Below are 18,654 nucleotides of genomic sequence, written 5' to 3' on the forward strand. Positions count from 1 at the left end.
CAAGGAGAGTCCTTAGCGCCGCCGGTATGAGGTTCGCGGTACGATCACCGCCGCAAGAGCCAGGCCGACGAGCGCCGCGGCTGCAACGGCGGCGATCGGGACCCTGCGCTCGGAACGCCATCCGCCTTCGATACCGCCGGCATTTGGCGGGGCCCGGAACAGGTTGCCATTGCTTCTTTCGGCGCGCGGCGCTCGCCGGAGATAGGACGAGGTCAGGCGGGCGAGGACGCGGGAGGTCGTGTTGGGGGCAAGAAAATGGGCAAGCCGCGCCAGGTCGGCAACGGCCCCGACGGTGACGGAGCTGCGCGGCCGTTCAGCCAGACGAACAATGGCGCGGGCGGCCCGCCGCGCATCGTAGACGGGAGGCGGAACGCTCAGCCTGCGGCCGGTGTAATTCGCGCCATGGGCAACTCCCGGCGTGTCGAGGAAGGTCGGATAGACGTCGCAGATGTGAATGTCCGGTTCTTCGGCGAGTTCGGCGCGCAGCGCTTCGGAAAAGCCGCGAAGGCCGAACTTGCTGGCGCTGTAGGCCGCCGCAAAGGGCGTCGAGGCAAAGCCGCCGAGCGATATCATGTTGATGAACGTGCCGTGGCCCTGCTTCAGGAACACCGGGATGGCTGCATGCGCATCGTTGACGTGGCCGATCAGGTTCGTGCGGATGACCTGCTCATGCGCCTCGATCGGCGTTTCCTGGAAACGGCCGACCGCGCCGACGCCGACATTGCTGAACCAGACGTCGATCCTGCCGAAGGACAGGGCCTTGGCTGCCAGCTCCTTGACCGCATCCGCTTCGGTCACATCGGTCGGCACGACGAGCACGGCCGCCCCGAGATCCCGGCAGGTTCGCGCTACCCGTTGCAGCGCCACCGCGTCGCGCGCGGCGAGCACGAGCTTCGATCCCCGCCGGGCAAACTCCTCCGCCGCCGCCTGTCCCACTCCGGACGAGGCTCCAGTGATCACCACCACTGCATCTCTGAGTGCTTTCCGCATGGCGCGTCTCCCGCTCGAGCAAGTGCCGATGGAACCGCCTGCGATCGATTATGTTCCGCTGGCCGTGCCGGCTTCGGCGCCCCTAAATCGGTCCGGCGGCGCATCCGGCATGGAACCGGACCCGCATGGCGGCGCGTTAGTTCTCGATCGAAATTTCACCTGCCACACCTGCCAAAGGAAGGGCCGCTCAATGCCGCTGCAAGTCATTTCCAATCCGACCCGCCAGGCCGCGGCCATGCGGCGCGGCGGCGGGCGCAGCCGCAACAGCGGCGGTCCGGCCCCAGGCGAGGCCCGGCCGAAGGAAAGCGGGCTCGTCTATGTCAGCGATTCGGAGCCGGGCATCAGACGCCAACGCGCCGGCAAGGGCTTCGTCTATCGGCTGCCGGACGGCTCCGTCCTGACCGATCCTGCCGTGAAGGCCCGTATCGCCTCGCTCGGCCTGCCACCCGCCTACGAAAAGGTGTGGATCTGCCTGGATGAGAACGGCCACCTGCAGGCGACCGGCTACGACGTACGCGGTCGGAAGCAATACCGCTACCACACGGAATGGCAGGCGCTGCGAAGCGGCGACAAATTTGCCCAGCTCCTTCTGTTCGGGAAGGCGCTGCCGAGGATCCGGCGCACGGTCCGCCGGCACATGGAAGGCGGAACCGGCGACGCACGAACGGTCCTCGCCGCGCTTGTCGCGCTCCTCGACGAAGTGCATCTCCGGACGGGAAGTCCCGCCTATGTCCAGGCGAATTCGACCTATGGCGCGACGACGCTTTTGAAACGCCATTTACGGCTCCTCGACGGCAGCATCGAACTGCGCTTTACCGCCAAGGGCGGCAAGCGCGTGCAGAGGCGGCTGCGGCGCCCGAAGCTGCAACGCCTGCTCGAGGACATCGCCGACCTGCCGGGACGGCAGCTCTTCGTGTGGAGGGACGACAACGACATACTGCGCCCCGTCGACTCGGGTCGTCTCAACCGCTATCTGGCGGAGGTGGCGGGTTTTCCGGTTTCGGCCAAGACATTCCGAACCTGGGCGGGCAGCGTTGCCGCCTTCACGGCCGCCCGCGAGGCGATGGATAAAGGTAAGCGCCCAACGGTCAGAGAAATGTGCGAGGCGGCCGCCGAGACCCTCTGCAACACGCCGGCAATCTGCCGCAAAAGCTACATCCATCCGGACATCATTGCGCTCGCCGGCGCTGCCAGTGCAGCCTCCGCCAGCAAGCTCAGCCGCCGCGGGCGGGCTAACCCGGAACTCCGGGTCGAGGAAGCGCGCATGCTCAATTTCCTTGTGCGCGCCGCACGCGCGGAGCGGCAGGCCAACGCCTCGATGAACGGAGTGGCGGCGGGCCTAACAGCGCCGAGCGTCTAATTAGACGCGTCGCGGCAGCACTTCGAATGGCCGCATCGTCATTCCCTTGACTCGATTCCGATTTAAGGAATCGTGCAGTGAGCCCCGCCGCCGGCTGATTAGAGGTTCCGGTTGGTTTCGCCGGTATTCCAGCCGGAGGTCCCACCCGAGGTTCCGCCAGCGCCTCGCACACGGATATTGTTCTGGACATGGCCGACGCCGGAGACGTTTTCCGCCAGGTCTTCGGCGCGGCGTTTCGCCCACTTGGACTCGACGAAGCCGCTGAGCTGAACCTCGCCGCCCGTGACCGAAACCTCGATCTCGGAAGCGTCGAGCGCTCCGTCATCGCTCAGCCGATCGCTGACATCCTCCTGGATGCGGCTGTCGGAACGGGTATAGCCCTTCGGCCCCTTGCCGCGATGTTGGTCCATCTGCCGCCGGCGCTCGGCATCTTCGTCGCCGAACCAGGAGGCCACCTCGTCGCCGGCCCGCTCGAAGAAGCCCCTCTCCTCGTCCCAGTCCCGGCCGGAGCGCGAGTGGGTGGACCGGCTGCGGTCGCCGTAGTCGGAACCATAATCGCCATATCCACGATCCCGGTTCCAACGGCCGTAGTCCTCGCCCATCCGGCGATAGGGTCCGGCGGTGGACTCGGCATCCGGAAAATACTCGGAGTTCTCGTAATCGGCGCCGCGAGGTTCGACTGTCTGCGCGAAGTGCCGCCGGCTGCCTCTTTCCTCACCGTACCAATCCCTGCCGGCTTCGCGCGAACGCCAATCGGGATCGTCCCGCTTCCACTCTTTTCTCCTGGCCATCGGTAGCTCCTTTCCCTTTCGGTTCCTTTCATGATGTTCACTCTTCCAAACCAGCAAAAAGCGCCTCGGTTCCGCTGCGCGCAATGCACAACGGAACCGAGGCGCCATCGCGGGCCGGGTCAGTCGTCCTTTGTCTTAAGGGCGTGCGAGACCTTGCCTCGGTGCGGATCCTTCAGGTTTTCGTCGGCCGCATCCCGGTCATGCTCCGGGTCGTCCTTCGCCGGCAAATAGCCTCTTGGCCGCGTCTCCTTCGGCCCTTCCCACCGCGGCGATTGCTCCGTGGTGCCGGGCGCTCCGTCCTTCGGGGTCTTCATCGTCTTTCTCCTGTTGAGCCGCCTTCATTCCTGGTCTTTCTCAGTCCTGATCCTTCATCGTCGGCAACGGGAACCGCTGGTCTTCGTCCTCGAGGTCGGATTCGACGACATAGCCATCCCTCTTGCTGTGCATCGCCTCGCGAGCGGCGCTCTTCCTGACGAGTTCGTCCGGCTCGAGCGGCTGGTCGCCGGCCTCCGGATGAGGATCGCTGTCGGTTTTCACGGGCTGGGCGCTGTCCGACGTGACGTCCGGCACGCCCTTTGATCTGTTCTCGTCTTTTGCCATTTCTCGCCCTCCTCGGGTTGTCGCTTGGTCAACGCCAGCCCTAAGGCGAAGTTCCATCACCCCGGCTCTCCGATCGGAACAAAGCCCGGCAAGCACGAGTTTGGGGGCTGCCGCCGTCTCCGATGGCGGACCGAAATCAATCGCATCGAATTACCAAGGAGACCTGGACCATGGAGAATTTTCCGCGCCCGCCGTTCGAGCGTCAAAGCCAACCCATGCCCGGTACCACGGACCGCATGAATCCTCTGCCGGACCACGGGGAGAAAACCTACAAGGGATCGGGCCGGCTGCAGGGCAAGAAAGCCATCATCACCGGCGGAGATAGCGGCATCGGCCGGGCGGTCGCGATCGCCTATGCGCGGGAGGGCGCCGATGTCCTGATCTCCTATCTGAATGAGCACGAGGATGCGAAATCGACCAAGGCGCTCGTCGAAGAGGCCGGACGCAAGGGCGTGCTCGTCGCCGGAGACATCCAGACCTCGGAACACTGCAAGCGCATCGTCGAGACGGCGATGAACGAACTCGGCGGCATCGACATTCTCGTCAACAACGCGGCCCACCAGGCCTCGTTCCCGGATATCGCCGACATCACCGACGAAGAATGGGAGTTGACCTTCCGCGTGAACATCCATGCGATGTTCTTCCTCACCCGCGCAGCGGTGCCGCATATGAAGCCGGGCTCTTCGATCATCAACACCGCCTCGATCAATGCGGATGCCCCGAACCCGATCCTGCTCGCCTATGCGACCACCAAGGGCGCCATCCAGAACTTTACCGCCGGCCTGGCGCAAATGCTTGCAGACAAGGGTATCCGCGCCAACGCTGTGGCGCCGGGTCCGATCTGGACGCCGCTCATCCCCTCGACCCTTCCCGAGGATACGGTGATGAATTTCGGCAAGCAGGTGCCGATGAAAAGGCCCGGGCAACCGGTGGAACTCGCCTCGGCCTACGTCATGCTGGCGGATCCGCTGTCCAGCTACGTCTCCGGCGCGACGATCGCCGTGACCGGTGGCAAGCCGATACTGTAGCGGCATCCCGCTCGCCGCCAGCGGCTGCGCCACGCCTCGCGGGCATGGGACATCGGTGCGTTTCGCGGCTGTCGGACTGAGCGGCGTCGGCCGGCGGTTGCATCGCTGCAAGGAGGGTCCGTCATGATCGATTTTTCCCATGCTCGCGAGAGAATGATCCTGTCCCACCTCTCGCGCCGCGGCATCCGGGATCCCAACGTTCTTGAAGCGATGCGGATCGTCCCTCGCGAGGCCTTCGTCGACCCCGGCTTCGAGGAATTCGCCTATGAGGATTCGGCGCTGTCGATCGGCCATGGCCAGACCATTTCGCAGCCCTTCATCGTCGCGCTAATGACGGAAAGGGCGGAGCTGCAGCCGGGCGATACCGTTCTGGAGATCGGCACGGGATCGGGCTATGCGGCGGCGATCTTGAGCCGCATTGCTGCCCACGTCTACACGGTAGAGCGCCATGCCGGCTTGGCCGAGGCCGCCGAAAGTCGCTTCACCAAGCTGGGCTTCGACAATATCTCCGTGCGGGTCGGCGATGGAACGACGGGCTGGCCGGAAGCCGGGCCGTTCGATGCCATCCTCGTGGCAGCGGGCGGTCCGGACGTGCCGCAGGCCCTCAAGGAGCAGTTGGATCTCGGAGGCCATTTGGTAATCCCGATCGGCCCGCGCGACGAGCAGCGCCTTATGAAGATCACCCGCGTCAATGCCACTACGTTCGAGGAACAGGATCTCGGCGGCGTTAAGTTCGTGCCGCTTCCCCACGGAACCTTTCGCAGCAAGGCCGGTTGGATCACGTCCAATCAGGAGGAACAAGCGATGCACAAGGCGAGCGAACACTTACAGGCTTGGCTCCGGGATGCGCATGCCATGGAGGAGCAGGCGATCACGATGCTCACCAGTCAATCCCGGCGGCTGGAAAACTATCCTGAGCTCAAAGCCCGGATCGATCGCCACCTGCAGGAGACCCGCGACCAGGCCGCGATGCTCAAGCGGTGCCTGGAGCGACTGCATGGCGGGACCTCCGCAGTCAAGGATATCAGCGGCAAGATCGTAGCCATCGGCCAGGGTTTGAGCGGGCTCTTCGTCAGCGACGAAGTCGTCAAGGGCTCGCTTGCCAGCTACACGTTCGAACATATGGAAATCGCCAGCTACAAGATCCTGATCGCTGCCGCAGACTATGCGGGCGACGAGGAGACGAAGCGGGTCTGCGAAACCATCCTACAGCAGGAAGTCGAGATGGCCGAGTGGCTCGACCAGCATGCGGCGGAAATCACTCGCACCTTCCTGGAGCGGGATCAGCGCGGCGTGACGGCCAAGCATTGATAGGTGACGCCAGCCCTGTGGCACGCCCCAACCAGGGGAACAAACTCTTTAACTCCGCTTTCCTCCTCTCAGAAGAAGGAAGACACGATGGTACGCAACAGCCCAAACGACCCTCGCAGGAACCCCGCTCCGCCCGCCGATGAAGAGGTGCCGGGCACGCCGGAAAGCATGAAAGTCCGACCGGTCGTCCAAGGCCGCGTACGCCCGGTGCGCAGCAGAGACGAGCAGAACGTCGATCCGGACGAGGCGCTTCCAAGTGACGAAGAGGAGCAGTCGATCGCCGACAATCCCTCGCGCGAAGAGGTGCGCTTCGGCGATGTGAAGGCGCCGAAGCCTGACTGACCCGCGGCCGGGGCTCTATCGCAAGGAGGCACCGAACATGTTGATGGACTATTTCTGGCTATTGGTGACCGGTGGCGGTGCCTTCCTCCTCGGCGCGGCCATCGCCTATGCGATCATGCGGCAGAAAGCGCTCCCGCCCGTGACGAAGGAAGCCCAGAAGCGCGAGATCGATAGGCTCTACGAGCGTCCTCCGGAAAACAACGCTCGCTAAGTCGCCTCAGGACCCGCTTGCCTCGCCGTGCGTTCCAATGCCGCGAGCGCCTCCCCTTCCGAGTGGCACAACAGATTGAGCTCGACCGGCTGCCGCAAAGCGATCTGGATATGATGCGGTCCGAACGCTCGGATCAGACCGTAGCCAGGAAACCGTCCATTGCCGGGGCGCCGATTGTTCCAGCGATTGATCTCGCGGTAGCGCGGCGCCTCATAAGCGTGGGAGGCGCCGAGGATACGCGAACACTCTTCGTAGAACGCTTTTCTGTCCATAGCTCGAGGCTCGGTCAATCCCACCGGTGCTTCCCGCTGCACCCAACGCTCGGGCACTCCTGGAGGTTCCGGAGCGAATCGGTGGCGGGCCCGAACGGGAACAAACGCTGCAAAAGCCAGTTGTTCTGGCGGCAGAAGGGAGAAAAGCATGTCCAAGCTGCCCAAGACGGCAAACAACCCGGCACAGTTGCGCGGAGACATCCAGCACGGCAGGACCGGCGACAAGAGGCCGGGGTTCGATCCGGCCGCGGCACCGCTCGAGACCGACGGCGAGGCGGCGGGAACTCCGCTCAATGCGCAGATGACGCAAGAAGCGAGAGCAGCGCAGCATCACGGCGAACCGGCTGTCTCCACGGAGTTCGGCGATGCCATGCGCCCCTTTGCCACCCAACATGACCGCCCCTCGAGGCCGCGGCTGGGACTGTCGCTGCTGATCTTCGGCGTTGTGCTTGCCGCAACCATTCTGATCTACGCCGTCGCCGCCGACTGGCTGTGATGGGGCACGCCGTCTCGCAACGTGGCGAACCGAAGGAGTTTCGAATGCCCGATCCTCGCCCCGACAAAAGAAACCCCCTTCCGGAATTGTCCGCCCGGGAAGAGGCGCTCTACCTGCGCCGGTCGTCGACGCGTTTTCTCGAATGCGCCATTCACCTCTGTGCCACGCACATGTCGCTGGACGAAGTGGCCGAACTGCTCGAGAAGGAAGCGGAGCAGTTGAGGCGCTTTGGCTGATTTTTGCACGCGCAAACGCCCTGGGTACCGGTGTCCGAGAGCGAATGTTCCTCCTCGAAGGTGCAGAGCTCTTCAGTCGAAGATCGCCCCTTTTGCGCCCTCATATTCGCGCGCCAGGGTCTCGATGGCGGAAGACGCTTCCTTGTAGCTCCAGCCTGCCGCTTCGGCCTGGTGAGCCAGAGCGGCCAGGTCGTCGGTCATTTCCCCGCCGATGGCTGCCACGATACTGTCCTGGGATTTTGCAGCGAGGTCCGCCACCGCCGGTCTCAGAGCCGCGACGCAGTCTGCCTGCCGGCCCGGATAGTCTGCATCCCGCTGCGGACGGGAAATCGCATGTGAGTCCGCCATGTCTGTCTCCTTCGCTCGATCCGGATCTTCTTGCAACGGAGGGAGTAATGGTGGATTTGGCCGATTGTTCCTGCGGCCGTCGATTGCGACCATTGGCCGACGTTCCGGAGCAACGGCACCACCGGCCGCGGAGCAGCTTACGCGGGGTAGTCGGCTTCGCTTTCCGCGCTCTGGAACAATTTTCCGCGTCGCGAATTAATTGGGCATCGCTCCAGAGATGGTAGCGACAATCAAGTCCCCCACCTTCGCTGTAGGCAGTGTCCGCATCTGCGGGCACTGCCGGGGCGTGTCTACCGTCCCTTAGCGCTCGCGAGGATCCGTCATGAGACGCCGTCATGTTCTCTGTCTGGCCGCCGCCGGCGCCTTGCCTATCTGGCCGCCCTTGGAAAGCGCTGTCGCCCAAGAGATGGCGGCTGATGATGCCGAGCGGAAACACGCCCGATCGGCAATGCGGGTCGGCGCCCTCTCCTTGGCCGCCAGCCGTACGGCCGAAAACACGACGAGCGACGCCCTCCTGAAGCAATTTGCCAAATGGGAAATCGCCGAGCAGGAGGCGGTCTCCAACGTCCTTCGATCGATGGAACCCTATGGCGGGACAAGCGACGGTTCCGGCCCGCCCGCCGACGCTCAATTGGAAACGATGTTGGACGCAGAAGGCCGCACCGCGCTTGAAAAGCTCAGAAGCTTGCAGGGGCCCGCCTTCGACAAGGCCTATGTGTTGCTGCAGTCTGACGGGCACAAGAAACTTCTGGCGATCCACGAGGAATATGTGAGATCGGGCCGGGACCGCGAGCGACGGAACGTCGCAAGGCTTACCCGCCTGCTGATCGAAGAACACCTCGAACATCTGGAGATGCTGCGGATAAGACTTGGCTAGCGCTTGACACTCACAAGACGCATGACCGACGCGCCGTCCGGTCCTGCCAGAGCAAGCATCGCGCCATTCACCTTCCAGGCGAGTGCGGCTTTCAGCAGGTCGAGAAGCCTCTGCTCCTGCTCCATAACGGCGGGGGAACAGGTGGTATGCGTCGCCTCGGTCGGGCCGAAGGTGATCGTTCCTTCCGAGAGGCTGAAGGCGCCGGTGAAGAAATTGCAGCCGCCCGTGCCGCCAAAGGTACCGTCCTCGCGGATTTCGAGAACCACCTCGGGATCGTCGACCGCTTCGCCGGAGTTGATGGTCTCGGCGCGCCAGGAACCGATCAATTCCGGCGGCACGTTTTCGGCGCCGACCGATCGCAGCGAGGCAAGCTCGATCAGCACGCAGGCGCAGGATGCGGCTGTCAGGACGTTGAGCATCGGAACTCCTCATGCGATCGCTGCGGCATTGCCGCCGCATCGATTCCTACCCCAGGAGCGCCGGATAAAGAAGAGCGGCCGCTTCTACGCTTGTTGCCGGCGGGTTTCGGCTGTAGAGCCTATCCAAAACGTTTCAACAAGAAGAAAACGGGATCTGGCAATGGCATCCGGCGAGGAAGGCAAGCGCCGCCTGACGGTACTGGGCTCGACCGGCTCGATCGGCACCAACACGCTCGACGTCGTCGAGCGGCTCGGCGGGCGGGATCGCTTCGAGATCGCGGCCCTGACCGGCAACGGCAACATACCCCTTCTCGCCGAGCAGGCGCGGCGCATGGGGGCAGAGCTGGCGGTAACCGCGGACGAACACCGCTACAACGAACTCAAGGATGCCCTCGCCGGCAGCGGCATCGAAGTGGCCGCCGGGCGGAGCGGCCTGGTCGAGGCGGCCGAACGCGATTCCGGCTGGCTGATGGCGGCAATCGTCGGCAATGCGGGTCTTGCGCCGACGCTTGCTGCGGCGCGGCGCGGTGCCGACATCGCGCTTGCCAACAAGGAATGCCTCGTCTCCGCTGGCAGCCTGTTCATCGAGGCGGTCAGCAAGGGCGGAGGCCGGCTGCTGCCCGTCGACAGCGAGCACAATGCGATCTTCCAGGTGCTGGAGAACGACCAGCGCCATGCCGTCGAACGGGTCGTCCTGACGGCCTCGGGCGGTCCGTTCCGCACGAAGACGCTCGAAGAGATGCGGCATGTGACCGCCGACATCGCCCGCGCCCACCCGAACTGGTCGATGGGGCTGAAGATCTCGATCGACAGCGCCTCGATGTTCAACAAGGCGCTCGAAATGATCGAGGCGCGCCATCTTTTCCGCCTGCGCCCAGACCAGATAGAGGTGATCGTCCATCCACAGTCGATCGTCCATTCGATGGTCGGCTACAGCGACGGATCGGTGCTCGCCCAGCTCGGCTGCCCCGACATGCGTACGGCGATCGGCTATGCGCTTTCCTATCCGAAACGCTGCGACCTGCCGATCGAGCGGCTCGACTTCGCCAAGCTCGCGCGGCTCGATTTCGAGGCGCCGGACGAGGTGCGCTTCCCGGCACTCCGCTTGGCGCGACGCGCCATGGAGGCCGGCGGGATTCAGGGTGCGGTGCTGAACGGCGCCAAGGAAACTGCCCTCGAAGCCTTCATCAAGGGCCGCATCGGCTTTCTCGCCATGGCGGAAGTCGTCGAAAAAGTGATGGATCGGCTCTCAGACCTGCCGGCCGCGATGACCATGGACGACGTCTTCGCGGCGGATGAAAAAGCCCGGCATGCGGCGGCCGGGCTGATCTGATCCAGGTTCGCCGTAGCTTACGCGACCGCCCTTGCCAGCGCGCAGCGCGACCACAGCGAATGCAGCGCGCCGACCAGGTGGTCGATGTCGTCATCCGAATGCAGCGGCGTCGGCGTGATGCGCAGTCGCTCGGTCTTTTTCGGAACCGTCGGATAGTTGATCGGCTGGACATAGACGCCGAAATTGTCGAGCAGCAGGTCGGAGATCCACTTGCACTTGGCGGCGTCGCCGACCATCACCGGGACGATATGGCTCGGATTAACCATGTGCGGAATGCCGCGCTGATCGAGCAGCGATCGCAGCCGGCGCACACGCTCCTGATGGGCGAAGCGTTCGCGCTGGCTTTCCTTGAGATGCCGGATCGAGGCGAGTGCGCCGGCGGCAAGCGCCGGCGGCAAAGCGGTCGTGAAGATGAAGCCGGAGGCGAAGGAGCGGATGAAATCGCAGAGCGCCGCCGAACCGGTGATGTAACCGCCCATGACGCCGAAGGCCTTGCCGAGCGTACCCTCGATCACCGTCAACCGGTGCATCAGCCCCTCGCGCTCGGCAATGCCGCCGCCGCGCGGGCCGTACATGCCGACCGCATGCACCTCGTCGAGATAGGTCATCGCGCCATATTTGTCGGCGAGATCGCAGAATTCCTTGATCGGCGCGATGTCGCCATCCATCGAATAGACGGATTCAAAGGCGATGATTTTCGGTGCACGCGGATCAGCAGCCGCCAGTTTCGCCTCGAGATCGGCCACCGAATTGTGCTTGAAGATGACGCGCTCGCATTTCGAATGCCGGATTCCCTCGATCATCGAAGCGTGATTCCCGGCGTCCGAGAAGACGATGACGCCGGGAATCTTGGAACAGAGCGTGCCGAGGGCGGCCCAGTTGGAGACATAGCCGGAGGTGAAGAGCAGCGCCGATTCCTTGCCGTGCAGGTCGGCAAGTTCGCGCTCGAGGAGAACGTGGTAGTGATTGGTCCCGGAGATGTTGCGCGTTCCGCCGGCGCCGGCGCCGCATTCGTCGATCGCCAGCTTCATCGCTTCGGTGACGACCGGCGACTGACCCATGCCGAGATAATCATTCGAGCACCAGACCGTGACCTCCTGGGTGCCGTCGGCCGTGTAGCGCGTCGCCTTCGGAAAATCACCGCGGTGGCGGGCGAGATCGGCGAAGACCCGATAGCGGCCTTCGTGATGCAGCCCGTCCAGCTCGTTTTTGAAGAAACTCTCGAAATCCATCATCATCTCCGATGCCCTGCCGCCTTTCTTCATTCAAAGCGACCAGGGGTCAACCCCGGAACGGCCTCCGGCCACGCGACTGCGGCAAAAGGCCTCTAGTTTTGAACTATTCCAAAACGGCTAAGGCAACTCAATCCCCTTAACTTTGATCGAAGTCAAGCAATTGCAAAAAGGACGGCCGCGGCCGTCCTTTCTTTCCTTCTCGCGTCCTCAGGCAGCCGCCACGGCACGCTTGGTCATAACCTTGACGAGATTGGCGCGGTAGGCGGCGCTGGCGTGAAGGTCTGTCAGCAAATCCGATGCGTCGACCGCTACATTCGCCACCGCATCCGGCGACCAGTTGGCGGAAAGCGCCGCCTCCAGGCCGTTATGGCGGAAGACGCCGTTGGAGCCGGCTCCCGTCACCGCGACGCGGACATTGCCGTCGTCGCGCCGGGCGACAAAGACGCCGGTCATGGCGTATCGCGAGGCTGGGTTGGCGAACTTCTGATAGGCAGCCTTGGCCGGCGCGTCGAAGCGCACGGCGGTGATGATTTCTCCTTCCTCCAGCGCCGTTTCGAACAGGTCGGTAAAGAAGTCGTCCGCCTTGATCTCACGCCGGTCGGTGACGATCACCGCATCGAGCCCCAGCATCGCGGCCGGGTAGTCCGCCGCCGGGTCGTTGTTGGCGATCGAGCCGCCGATCGTTCCCATGTGGCGCACCGCCGGGTCGCCGATGTGGCCGGCGAGGTCGCAGAGGGCCGGGCAGACCGCGCCGAGCTCGGCTGAGATGGCGACCTCCTCATGCGTCGCAGCAGCGCCGATCCGGACGGAGCGGCCGTCGACGGCGATCCCTTTCAACTCGGTGATGTGCCGCAGATCGACAAGATCGCTCGGCGCGGCGAGCCGCAAGCGCATGGTCGGGATGAGCGTCATGCCGCCAGAGAGATATTTGCCCTCCGCCGCGGCGCCCATCATCTGCACCGCTTCCTGGATCGAGGAGGGTCTGTGATAGTTGGTCTCATACATCCTAAGTTCCTCCCGATCAGTGCGCGGCTTGAGCCGCTGCCCAGACCTTTTCCGGCGTCGCCGGCATCGTCAGCTGATTGTTGCCGATCGCGTCGGTGATCGCGTTGATCAGCGCTGGCGGTGAGCCGATCGCGCCAGCCTCGCCGCAGCCCTTGACGCCGAGCGGATTGTTCGGACAGGGGGTGTTCGAGGTCGACACGTTGAACGACGGGACGTCGTCGGCGCGCGGCATCGCGTAGTCCAGGTAGCTCGCCGTCAGCAGTTGGCCGCTGTCATTGTAGCGGACCCCCTCGAGCAGAGCCTGGCCGATGCCTTGCGCCAGCCCGCCATGCACCTGGCCCTCGACGATCATCGGATTGATGATGTTGCCGAAATCGTCCGCCGCGACGAACTGGACGATATGCGTGCGGCCAGTCTCCGGATCGACCTCCACTTCGCAGATGTAGCAGCCAGCCGGGAAGGTGAAGTTGGCCGGATCGTAGAAGGCGCTCTCCTTCAGCCCCGGCTCGAGTCCCGGCGGCAGGTTATGGGCGGTATAGGCGGCAAGCGCCATCTGGAACCAGGGGACCGACCTGTCGGTGCCTGCGACCTTCAGCGCCCCGTCTTCGATGACGATGTCGCTCTCGTCCGCCTCCATCAGATGCGCGGCGATCTTCTTCGCCTTGGCCTCGACCTTGTCGAGCGCCTTGGCCAGCGCCGACATGCCGACCGCGCCGGAGCGTGAGCCGTAGGTGCCCATGCCCATCTGCACCTTGTCGGTGTCGCCATGGACGATGTTGATGCTGTCGATCGGCAGGCCGAGCCGGTCGGCGACGAGCTGGGCGAAGGTTGTTTCATGCCCCTGGCCGTGGCTGTGCGAACCGGTCATTACCTCGATTGTGCCGGCCATGTTGACCTTGACCTCGGCCGATTCCCACAGTCCGACGCCGGCGCCGAGCGAACCAACCGCCGCCGAGGGCGCAAGCCCGCAGGCCTCGATGTAACAGCTCATGCCGATGCCGCGTTTCATTCCGCGCCCTTCGGCCTCGGCCTTGCGGGCCGCAAAGCCGCTCCAGTCTGCCGTCGTCATCGCCGCGTTGAGCGAGGCTTCGTAGTCGCCGGCATCGTAGTTCATGATCACCGGCGTCTGGTGCGGGAAAGAGCGGATGAAATTGGTGCGACGCAGTTCCGCCGGCGAAATGCCGAGCTCGCGCGCCGCCGTCTCCATCGTCCGCTCGAGCAGGTAGGTCGCCTCCGGTCGTCCGGCGCCGCGATAGGCGTCGACCGGCACCGTGTTGGTATAGACGCTGCGGACATTGGCGTGGATCGCCGGGATGTCGTACTGACCGGAAAGCAGCGTCGCGTAGAGATAGGTCGGTACGCAGGAAGAGAAGAGCGACATATAGGCGCCGAGATTGGCGATGGTGTCGACTTTCAGCGCGATGATCCGGTTGCCGGCATCGAAGGCCATCTTCACGGTCGAGACGTGGTCGCGGCCATGGGCGTCGGTGAGAAAGGCTTCGGTGCGGTCGCAGGTCCACTTGACCGGCACGCCGGTCCGCTTCGAGGCCCAGAGACAGACGATCTCCTCCGGATAGATATAGATCTTCGAGCCGAAGCCGCCGCCGACGTCGGGGGCGATCACCCTGAGCTTGTTTTCCGGTGCGACATTGTAGAAGGCGCTCATTACCAGCCGCGCCAGATGCGGGTTCTGGCTGGTCGTGTAGCAGGTATAGTGATCGTCGCCGGCGTCGTAGATGCCGAGCGTGGCGCGCGGCTCCATTGGATTGGGCGCCAGGCGGTTGTTGTAAATTTTGAGCTCGGTCACATGGGCCGCGGCCGCAAGCGCCCGGTCGACGGCCGCGGCATCGCCCAGCTCCCAGTCGAAGATCAGGTTGTTGGGCGCCTCGGGGTGAAGCTGCGGCTCTCCGTAGGCGAGCGCCTGCAGCGGATCGGTGACCACCGGCAGGAGGTCGTAGTCGACGACCACCGCTTCGGCCGCATCGCGCGCCTCGGCGACACTGTCGGCCACCACGATCGCCACGGCGTCGCCGACATAACGCACCGTCTTGTCGGCCAGCGGCCGCCAGGCGCCCATCTTCATCGGCGAACCGTCCTTGGAGTGGATCATCCAGCCGCAGATCAGGTTGCCGATCCCGTCGGCCAGCAATTGCTTCCCGTCGAGCACATCGATGACGCCCGGCATCGCCCTGGCGGCGGTCGCGTCGATGCCGGTGATCGTCGCATGCGCATGCGGACTGCGCACGAAGACCGCATATTTCATGCCGGGAACCGACATGTCGTCCGTATAGCGCCCCTTGCCCGTCAGGAAACGCCTGTCTTCCTTGCGCGCCACGCGCGCGCCGATGCCATCAACGCCCATTGCCTATCTCCTCCCGAGACATTCAGCTGGATTGGTTCTGCCGGTAGCGGCGTGCCGCTCATTCCGCTGCCTGACGCACGCCGCCCATTTCCTGGGCCGCGGCGAGGATCGCCTTGACGATGTTGTGGTAGCCGGTGCAGCGACAGATATTGCCTTCGAGTTCGAAGCGGACCGTCGCCTCGTCGAGACCGCTGCCGTGACGCCTGATCATGTCGACCGCCGTCATCACCATGCCGGGCGTGCAGAAGCCGCATTGCAGGCCGTGATGCGCCTTGAAGGCTGCCTGCACTGGGTGGAGCTCGCCATTTTGCGCCAATCCCTCGATAGTCGTGATCGCCGAACCTGCGGCTTGCGCCGCAAGGATGGAACAGCTCTTCACCGATTGGCCGTTCATATGGACGACACAGGCACCGCATTGCGACGTGTCGCAGCCGACATGAGTACCGGTCAGTCCGAGATTTTCGCGGATAAAGTGCACCAGCAGCGTCCGGTCGTCGCAGACGCCGCTTACCTGGCGGCCGTTGACCGTCATTGTTACTTTCGCCATTTCGCTCCTCCGGGGTCGGTCCGTACCAGGGCGAGCGCGGCTTCGAATCGGGTGAGATATGTTCACGCGACTGAAAGTACGCGCCCTGATATCAATGCCCTTTGCCAGTGGTCCGCTCCTCCCGGACCATTGTCGACGTTGTATCATTTGTCTTTTTGCCGAATGTCGCAACCGTCTCGGCCGCAGAAGGGCAAAAAAATCCGTCACGCATGTAACGGCGGAAACAGCGCCTTCATCTTCTGTTCAGGAAGGATCGCATTATCTTGCGGCCGGACGACCGCGCCGCCTCCAGTGGACTTTCCTGGGCGGCGGGGTATTTTCCGCATTGCAAGTTCAAGTGGAGGGACGCGGGTCGCGTCTCGCCGCCACCACCCAAGAGACGGACGAAGCGACAGGCTGACATCCGTAGAGATCGGAGAGGACAACATGAAGAAAGCCATCGCACTTGTTCTGGTCGCCCTGTCGGTTGCAAGCTGCACGCAGACGGAGAAGGGTGCCGGCATCGGCGCGGCGTCGGGCGCGATCATCGGCGGCGCCATCACGAACGACGTGCGCGGCGCGGCGGTCGGCGCCGCCATCGGCGGCGTTTCCGGCGCCGTGATCGGCAACGTCACCGAGCAGCCCGGCCAGTGCTACTACCGCGACCGCTACGGCCGCCGCTATATCGACCGTTGCTGATCGCCACCGGCAATCATCGAACGAACGGCCCCGGAGCAATCCGGGGCTTTCTTTTTGCGTGGAGTCATTTGGCGGGATTGCGGCGCCGTCATTGGGCCGATTGCACGATGATTCTCAGGCGCTCTTCGATCTTTTCTGGGGGTGACCAGCCTTTGACGATAGGTTCAGTGCCACGGCCGCCCGAATGAGCGCCTTCAACGCCTCTTCGTCGATCTTTTCGCCCTCATGGATATCGATGGCGCGCCTGGTATTGCCTTCGAGGCTGGAGTTGAACAGGCTCGCAGGATCCTCCAACGAAGCACCCTTGGCGAAGGTCAGCTTGACGACGCTCTTGTAGGTCTCGCCGGTACAGATGATTCCGGCATGCGACCAAACCGGAACGCCCCGCCACTTCCACTCCTCGACCACGTCCGGGTCGGCATCCTTGATAAGCTTTCGCACGCGGGCGAGCGTCTCGCCCCGCCAGTCGCCCAGCTCTTCTATCCTCGCATCGATCAGCTGCGAGGGAGAGTTTTCCCCTTCCATCCTCTTCTCCATGGTTGTTTCACTCTCTTCATGATTGCCGTCGCGCACGCCCTTGCCCTCTCCGCTCACATGCGTTCGCCGGGCAATTGGCTGGCTTTCTTCACCCAGGCGGCAAACTGAGCCTCGTCCAGCTCCTCGTCCTCATGGATGTTCAGGTACCGCACTTCCCTCTGTTTGGACTCGCCTGGCGGCACCGGATGCAGCGAGGTGCCGCGAAAGAACGCCACCTTGATGTATTTCGTGAAACAGTGAATGCCGAGGAACCAGCTCTGCTCCTCCATTCCATAGAGCGGCGAGTTCCATTTGACCGCCTTGCGGACATCGGGGACGGTCCGCTCGATCAGCGCGTCGAGGCGGCGTCCGAGATCGCTTTTCCAGCCGGGCATTGCGGCGATATAGGCCTGCACCGGCGCGTCGCCGTAGCCCTTGGCGATCTGCGGATTGCCGCCTGAGAGAAGCTTCGGCTTCGTCGCCGCTTCCGCGCTTTCGCTGTTTTCTGCGGTGGATTCAGGCATTGCGGAGCGCGCCGGAGATGCCTTCGCCGCGGCTTTAGTAGGCTTGCGGGCGGGTGACTTGGCAGCCGGCTCGGGCGACTTGGCTTTCGCAGACATGCGCTTGGTGTCGGCCTTCTTCTCCATTCTCGCCTTGTCGGCCATCCGCTCACTCCCGTGAAAGACGAATACATAGTCACGAATACCTCAACTTCCAGTCAACTCGACTGGCGAGGATACCGATCAATTGGCGCCGAACGACGCGGGCTCCAATCAGCCTTGCATCGGGTTGCCGCCACACTTGTGTGCAAGACTGTGTAACAAGCAATTGTGATGAACCGAACGGAACGCGCGCTCAGCCATGAGGCGCGGCAACCGAGGAGGAAGCCATGACCACATCAGCCGAGAAGCAACCGACGGGCGGACAGCCTGCCATGCCCACACCACCGGTCGTTGCGCCGGAGGCTTGGGAGGCGGCCCGCGAAGATCTGCTCGTGAAAGAAAAGGCCCTGACACGCGCCCGTGACCGGCTCGCCGCCGAGCGCCGGCGGATGCCCTGGATGGCTGTGACGAAGGACTATGTCTTCGAGGGGCCAGCAGGCAAAGTGAGCCTGCTCGACCTGTTCGACGGCCGGCGCCAATTGATCGTCTACCGCGCCTTCTTCGAGCCCGGCGTGGAAGGCTGGCCCAACCACGCCTGCGTAGGCTGTTCCATGGTGGCCGACCAGGTCGCCCACCTCGCCCACCTCAATGCTCGTAACACCACCCTCGTCTTTATATCACGGGCGCCGCAGGCGGACATCGTGCGGCTGAAGGCGCGGATGGGCTGGGAGATCCCATGGTTTACGATTACGGACGGCTTCGACGCCGGTTTCGGCGTTGACGAATGGCACGGCACGAACGTGTTCTATCGTGACGGAGACCGCCTGTTCCGCACCTATTTCATCAACAACCGCGGCGACGAGCAGATGGGGAGCACCTGGAACTATCTCGACTTAACGCCCCTCGGCCGGCAGGAGGTCTGGGAGGATTCACCCGAGGGCTATCCCCAGACCCCGCCCTACAAGTGGTGGAACTGGCACGACAGCTACGTCGAAAGCGAGGCTCCAGACAAGAAGTAGACCGAGCATCGAGCGACGGAGAGGCGGCATTCCGGAAGCAGGAGGCGAGCAGGAAGCCATGAGGCGGGCCGGTTCC

23 protein-coding genes and 2 pseudogenes are annotated in these 18,654 nt (G+C 63.8%); 12 read left to right on the plus strand and 13 right to left on the minus strand.

The features are described from left to right. Positions 1–12: 12 nt before the first annotated feature. Positions 13–990 (minus strand): SDR family oxidoreductase, encoded by a 978-nt coding sequence (locus NXT3_RS17810; protein WP_097526197.1) that lies wholly within the window; start codon positions 988–990, stop codon positions 13–15. A 235-nt stretch (positions 991–1,225) separates the two neighbouring features. Between NXT3_RS17810 and NXT3_RS17815 the strand changes: the two genes are divergently transcribed. Beyond that, positions 1,226–2,350, plus strand: a complete 1,125-nt coding sequence (locus NXT3_RS17815; protein WP_234819777.1) for a DNA topoisomerase IB — start codon at positions 1,226–1,228, stop codon at positions 2,348–2,350. A 98-nt stretch (positions 2,351–2,448) separates the two neighbouring features. Here NXT3_RS17815 and NXT3_RS17820 read toward each other — a convergent pair whose 3' ends face one another. The 3 genes from NXT3_RS17820 to NXT3_RS17830 all read right to left on the minus strand — a co-directional run bounded on the left by NXT3_RS17820 (position 2,449) and on the right by NXT3_RS17830 (position 3,741). Next, complete coding sequence (locus tag NXT3_RS17820) at positions 2,449–3,141, minus strand: BON domain-containing protein (RefSeq protein ID WP_104839790.1); 693 nt, start codon at positions 3,139–3,141, stop codon at positions 2,449–2,451. Positions 3,142–3,260: 119 nt separating this feature from the next. Then, positions 3,261–3,455 (minus strand): hypothetical protein, encoded by a 195-nt coding sequence (locus NXT3_RS17825; protein WP_037417555.1) that lies wholly within the window; start codon positions 3,453–3,455, stop codon positions 3,261–3,263. A gap of 40 nt (positions 3,456–3,495) precedes the next feature. Continuing rightward, positions 3,496–3,741, minus strand: coding sequence for a hypothetical protein (locus NXT3_RS17830; protein ID WP_097526196.1), 246 nt, complete (start codon positions 3,739–3,741; stop codon positions 3,496–3,498). Between the two features lie 170 nt (positions 3,742–3,911). Here NXT3_RS17830 and NXT3_RS17835 point away from each other — a divergent pair, with 170 nt between their 5' ends. From NXT3_RS17835 to NXT3_RS32050, 5 genes and pseudogenes are all read left to right on the plus strand, one after another. Next, positions 3,912–4,769 (plus strand): SDR family oxidoreductase, encoded by an 858-nt coding sequence (locus NXT3_RS17835; protein WP_037417562.1) that lies wholly within the window; start codon positions 3,912–3,914, stop codon positions 4,767–4,769. Positions 4,770–4,892: 123 nt separating this feature from the next. Then, positions 4,893–5,516: pseudogene (locus NXT3_RS33275) on the plus strand (protein-L-isoaspartate(D-aspartate) O-methyltransferase); the annotation flags it as partial. A 57-nt stretch (positions 5,517–5,573) separates the two neighbouring features. Continuing rightward, entirely contained in the window at positions 5,574–6,080 is a 507-nt protein-coding gene (locus NXT3_RS33280) for a ferritin-like domain-containing protein (RefSeq protein ID WP_037417568.1), read from the plus strand. Between the two features lie 87 nt (positions 6,081–6,167). Further along, positions 6,168–6,422, plus strand: coding sequence for a hypothetical protein (locus NXT3_RS17845; RefSeq protein ID WP_104839792.1), 255 nt, complete (start codon positions 6,168–6,170; stop codon positions 6,420–6,422). A gap of 37 nt (positions 6,423–6,459) precedes the next feature. Further along, the gene (locus NXT3_RS32050; protein ID WP_086022744.1) at positions 6,460–6,633 is read left to right on the plus strand and encodes a hypothetical protein; all 174 of its coding nucleotides are present in this window, start codon (positions 6,460–6,462) and stop codon (positions 6,631–6,633) included. On the opposite strand, the gene NXT3_RS17850 is transcribed toward NXT3_RS32050, so the two are convergent. Continuing rightward, positions 6,630–6,905 (minus strand): hypothetical protein, encoded by a 276-nt coding sequence (locus NXT3_RS17850; RefSeq protein WP_104839793.1) that lies wholly within the window; start codon positions 6,903–6,905, stop codon positions 6,630–6,632. The genes NXT3_RS32050 and NXT3_RS17850 overlap by 4 nt on opposite strands. 148 nt (positions 6,906–7,053) lie before the next feature. Between NXT3_RS17850 and NXT3_RS17855 the strand changes: the two genes are divergently transcribed. Together NXT3_RS17855 and NXT3_RS17860 are read left to right on the plus strand one after the other, a co-directional pair. Further along, positions 7,054–7,401, plus strand: a complete 348-nt coding sequence (locus NXT3_RS17855; protein WP_104839794.1) for a hypothetical protein — start codon at positions 7,054–7,056, stop codon at positions 7,399–7,401. 44 nt (positions 7,402–7,445) lie between these two features. Then, positions 7,446–7,637, plus strand: coding sequence for a hypothetical protein (locus tag NXT3_RS17860; protein WP_037417580.1), 192 nt, complete (start codon positions 7,446–7,448; stop codon positions 7,635–7,637). 72 nt (positions 7,638–7,709) lie between these two features. Here NXT3_RS17860 and NXT3_RS17865 read toward each other — a convergent pair whose 3' ends face one another. Next, the gene (locus NXT3_RS17865) at positions 7,710–7,985 is read right to left on the minus strand and encodes a hypothetical protein (RefSeq protein ID WP_037417583.1); all 276 of its coding nucleotides are present in this window, start codon (positions 7,983–7,985) and stop codon (positions 7,710–7,712) included. Positions 7,986–8,307: 322 nt separating this feature from the next. Between NXT3_RS17865 and NXT3_RS17870 the strand changes: the two genes are divergently transcribed. Beyond that, positions 8,308–8,862 (plus strand): DUF4142 domain-containing protein, encoded by a 555-nt coding sequence (locus NXT3_RS17870; RefSeq protein ID WP_104839795.1) that lies wholly within the window; start codon positions 8,308–8,310, stop codon positions 8,860–8,862. Here NXT3_RS17870 and NXT3_RS17875 read toward each other — a convergent pair. Continuing rightward, positions 8,859–9,281, minus strand: a complete 423-nt coding sequence (locus NXT3_RS17875; protein ID WP_104839796.1) for an META domain-containing protein — start codon at positions 9,279–9,281, stop codon at positions 8,859–8,861. The two genes, NXT3_RS17870 and NXT3_RS17875, sit on opposite strands and share 4 nt — an antisense overlap. 160 nt (positions 9,282–9,441) lie before the next feature. Between NXT3_RS17875 and dxr the strand changes: the two genes are divergently transcribed. Then, positions 9,442–10,614 (plus strand): 1-deoxy-D-xylulose-5-phosphate reductoisomerase, encoded by a 1,173-nt coding sequence (dxr, locus tag NXT3_RS17880; protein ID WP_104839797.1) that lies wholly within the window; start codon positions 9,442–9,444, stop codon positions 10,612–10,614. Positions 10,615–10,631: 17 nt separating this feature from the next. On the opposite strand, the gene hemA is transcribed toward dxr, so the two are convergent. The 4 genes from hemA to NXT3_RS17900 all read right to left on the minus strand — a co-directional run bounded on the left by hemA (position 10,632) and on the right by NXT3_RS17900 (position 15,763). Beyond that, a complete protein-coding gene (gene hemA, locus NXT3_RS17885) occupies positions 10,632–11,846 on the minus strand; it encodes a 5-aminolevulinate synthase (protein ID WP_199773308.1) in 1,215 nt (404 codons plus the stop codon). Between the two features lie 210 nt (positions 11,847–12,056). After that, complete coding sequence (locus tag NXT3_RS17890) at positions 12,057–12,854, minus strand: FAD binding domain-containing protein (RefSeq protein WP_104839798.1); 798 nt, start codon at positions 12,852–12,854, stop codon at positions 12,057–12,059. Between the two features lie 16 nt (positions 12,855–12,870). Next, a complete protein-coding gene (locus NXT3_RS17895) occupies positions 12,871–15,216 on the minus strand; it encodes a xanthine dehydrogenase family protein molybdopterin-binding subunit (RefSeq protein WP_104839799.1) in 2,346 nt (781 codons plus the stop codon). Positions 15,217–15,274: 58 nt separating this feature from the next. After that, on the minus strand, positions 15,275–15,763 hold the full coding sequence (locus tag NXT3_RS17900) for a (2Fe-2S)-binding protein (protein WP_097526186.1): 489 nt from the start codon (positions 15,761–15,763) through the stop codon (positions 15,275–15,277). A gap of 426 nt (positions 15,764–16,189) precedes the next feature. Here NXT3_RS17900 and NXT3_RS17905 point away from each other — a divergent pair, with 426 nt between their 5' ends. Further along, complete coding sequence (locus tag NXT3_RS17905; RefSeq protein WP_014766143.1) at positions 16,190–16,441, plus strand: YMGG-like glycine zipper-containing protein; 252 nt, start codon at positions 16,190–16,192, stop codon at positions 16,439–16,441. Positions 16,442–16,555: 114 nt separating this feature from the next. On the opposite strand, the gene NXT3_RS17910 is transcribed toward NXT3_RS17905, so the two are convergent. Further along, the gene (locus NXT3_RS17910) at positions 16,556–16,966 is read right to left on the minus strand and encodes a DUF1801 domain-containing protein (RefSeq protein ID WP_097539678.1); all 411 of its coding nucleotides are present in this window, start codon (positions 16,964–16,966) and stop codon (positions 16,556–16,558) included. Positions 16,967–17,031: 65 nt separating this feature from the next. Beyond that, a complete protein-coding gene (locus tag NXT3_RS17915) occupies positions 17,032–17,622 on the minus strand; it encodes a DUF1801 domain-containing protein (RefSeq protein ID WP_234828066.1) in 591 nt (196 codons plus the stop codon). A gap of 224 nt (positions 17,623–17,846) precedes the next feature. On the opposite strand from NXT3_RS17915, the pseudogene NXT3_RS17920 reads away from it, so the two are divergent. Next, a pseudogene (locus NXT3_RS17920) lies at positions 17,847–18,640 on the plus strand (DUF899 domain-containing protein). The last annotated feature ends 14 nt before the right edge of the window (positions 18,641–18,654 follow it).

Source organism: Sinorhizobium fredii, assembly GCF_002944405.1.
In the GTDB taxonomy this organism is placed as follows: Bacteria; Pseudomonadota; Alphaproteobacteria; order Rhizobiales; family Rhizobiaceae; genus Sinorhizobium; species Sinorhizobium fredii_C.

Coding starts and splice junctions, on each gene's coding strand:
- NXT3_RS17810 (WP_097526197.1), bottom strand. CDS start 990: ATGCGGAAAGCACTCAGAGATGCAGTGGTGGTGATCACTGGAGCCTCG.
- NXT3_RS17815 (WP_234819777.1), top strand. CDS start 1,226: ATGCGGCGCGGCGGCGGGCGCAGCCGCAACAGCGGCGGTCCGGCCCCA.
- NXT3_RS17820 (WP_104839790.1), bottom strand. CDS start 3,141: ATGGCCAGGAGAAAAGAGTGGAAGCGGGACGATCCCGATTGGCGTTCG.
- NXT3_RS17825 (WP_037417555.1), bottom strand. CDS start 3,455: ATGAAGACCCCGAAGGACGGAGCGCCCGGCACCACGGAGCAATCGCCG.
- NXT3_RS17830 (WP_097526196.1), bottom strand. CDS start 3,741: ATGGCAAAAGACGAGAACAGATCAAAGGGCGTGCCGGACGTCACGTCG.
- NXT3_RS17835 (WP_037417562.1), top strand. CDS start 3,912: ATGGAGAATTTTCCGCGCCCGCCGTTCGAGCGTCAAAGCCAACCCATG.
- NXT3_RS33280 (WP_037417568.1), top strand. CDS start 5,574: ATGCACAAGGCGAGCGAACACTTACAGGCTTGGCTCCGGGATGCGCAT.
- NXT3_RS17845 (WP_104839792.1), top strand. CDS start 6,168: ATGGTACGCAACAGCCCAAACGACCCTCGCAGGAACCCCGCTCCGCCC.
- NXT3_RS32050 (WP_086022744.1), top strand. CDS start 6,460: ATGTTGATGGACTATTTCTGGCTATTGGTGACCGGTGGCGGTGCCTTC.
- NXT3_RS17850 (WP_104839793.1), bottom strand. CDS start 6,905: ATGGACAGAAAAGCGTTCTACGAAGAGTGTTCGCGTATCCTCGGCGCC.
- NXT3_RS17855 (WP_104839794.1), top strand. CDS start 7,054: ATGTCCAAGCTGCCCAAGACGGCAAACAACCCGGCACAGTTGCGCGGA.
- NXT3_RS17860 (WP_037417580.1), top strand. CDS start 7,446: ATGCCCGATCCTCGCCCCGACAAAAGAAACCCCCTTCCGGAATTGTCC.
- NXT3_RS17865 (WP_037417583.1), bottom strand. CDS start 7,985: ATGGCGGACTCACATGCGATTTCCCGTCCGCAGCGGGATGCAGACTAT.
- NXT3_RS17870 (WP_104839795.1), top strand. CDS start 8,308: ATGAGACGCCGTCATGTTCTCTGTCTGGCCGCCGCCGGCGCCTTGCCT.
- NXT3_RS17875 (WP_104839796.1), bottom strand. CDS start 9,281: ATGCTCAACGTCCTGACAGCCGCATCCTGCGCCTGCGTGCTGATCGAG.
- dxr (WP_104839797.1), top strand. CDS start 9,442: ATGGCATCCGGCGAGGAAGGCAAGCGCCGCCTGACGGTACTGGGCTCG.
- hemA (WP_199773308.1), bottom strand. CDS start 11,846: ATGGATTTCGAGAGTTTCTTCAAAAACGAGCTGGACGGGCTGCATCAC.
- NXT3_RS17890 (WP_104839798.1), bottom strand. CDS start 12,854: ATGTATGAGACCAACTATCACAGACCCTCCTCGATCCAGGAAGCGGTG.
- NXT3_RS17895 (WP_104839799.1), bottom strand. CDS start 15,216: ATGGGCGTTGATGGCATCGGCGCGCGCGTGGCGCGCAAGGAAGACAGG.
- NXT3_RS17900 (WP_097526186.1), bottom strand. CDS start 15,763: ATGGCGAAAGTAACAATGACGGTCAACGGCCGCCAGGTAAGCGGCGTC.
- NXT3_RS17905 (WP_014766143.1), top strand. CDS start 16,190: ATGAAGAAAGCCATCGCACTTGTTCTGGTCGCCCTGTCGGTTGCAAGC.
- NXT3_RS17910 (WP_097539678.1), bottom strand. CDS start 16,966: ATGGAAGGGGAAAACTCTCCCTCGCAGCTGATCGATGCGAGGATAGAA.
- NXT3_RS17915 (WP_234828066.1), bottom strand. CDS start 17,622: ATGGCCGACAAGGCGAGAATGGAGAAGAAGGCCGACACCAAGCGCATG.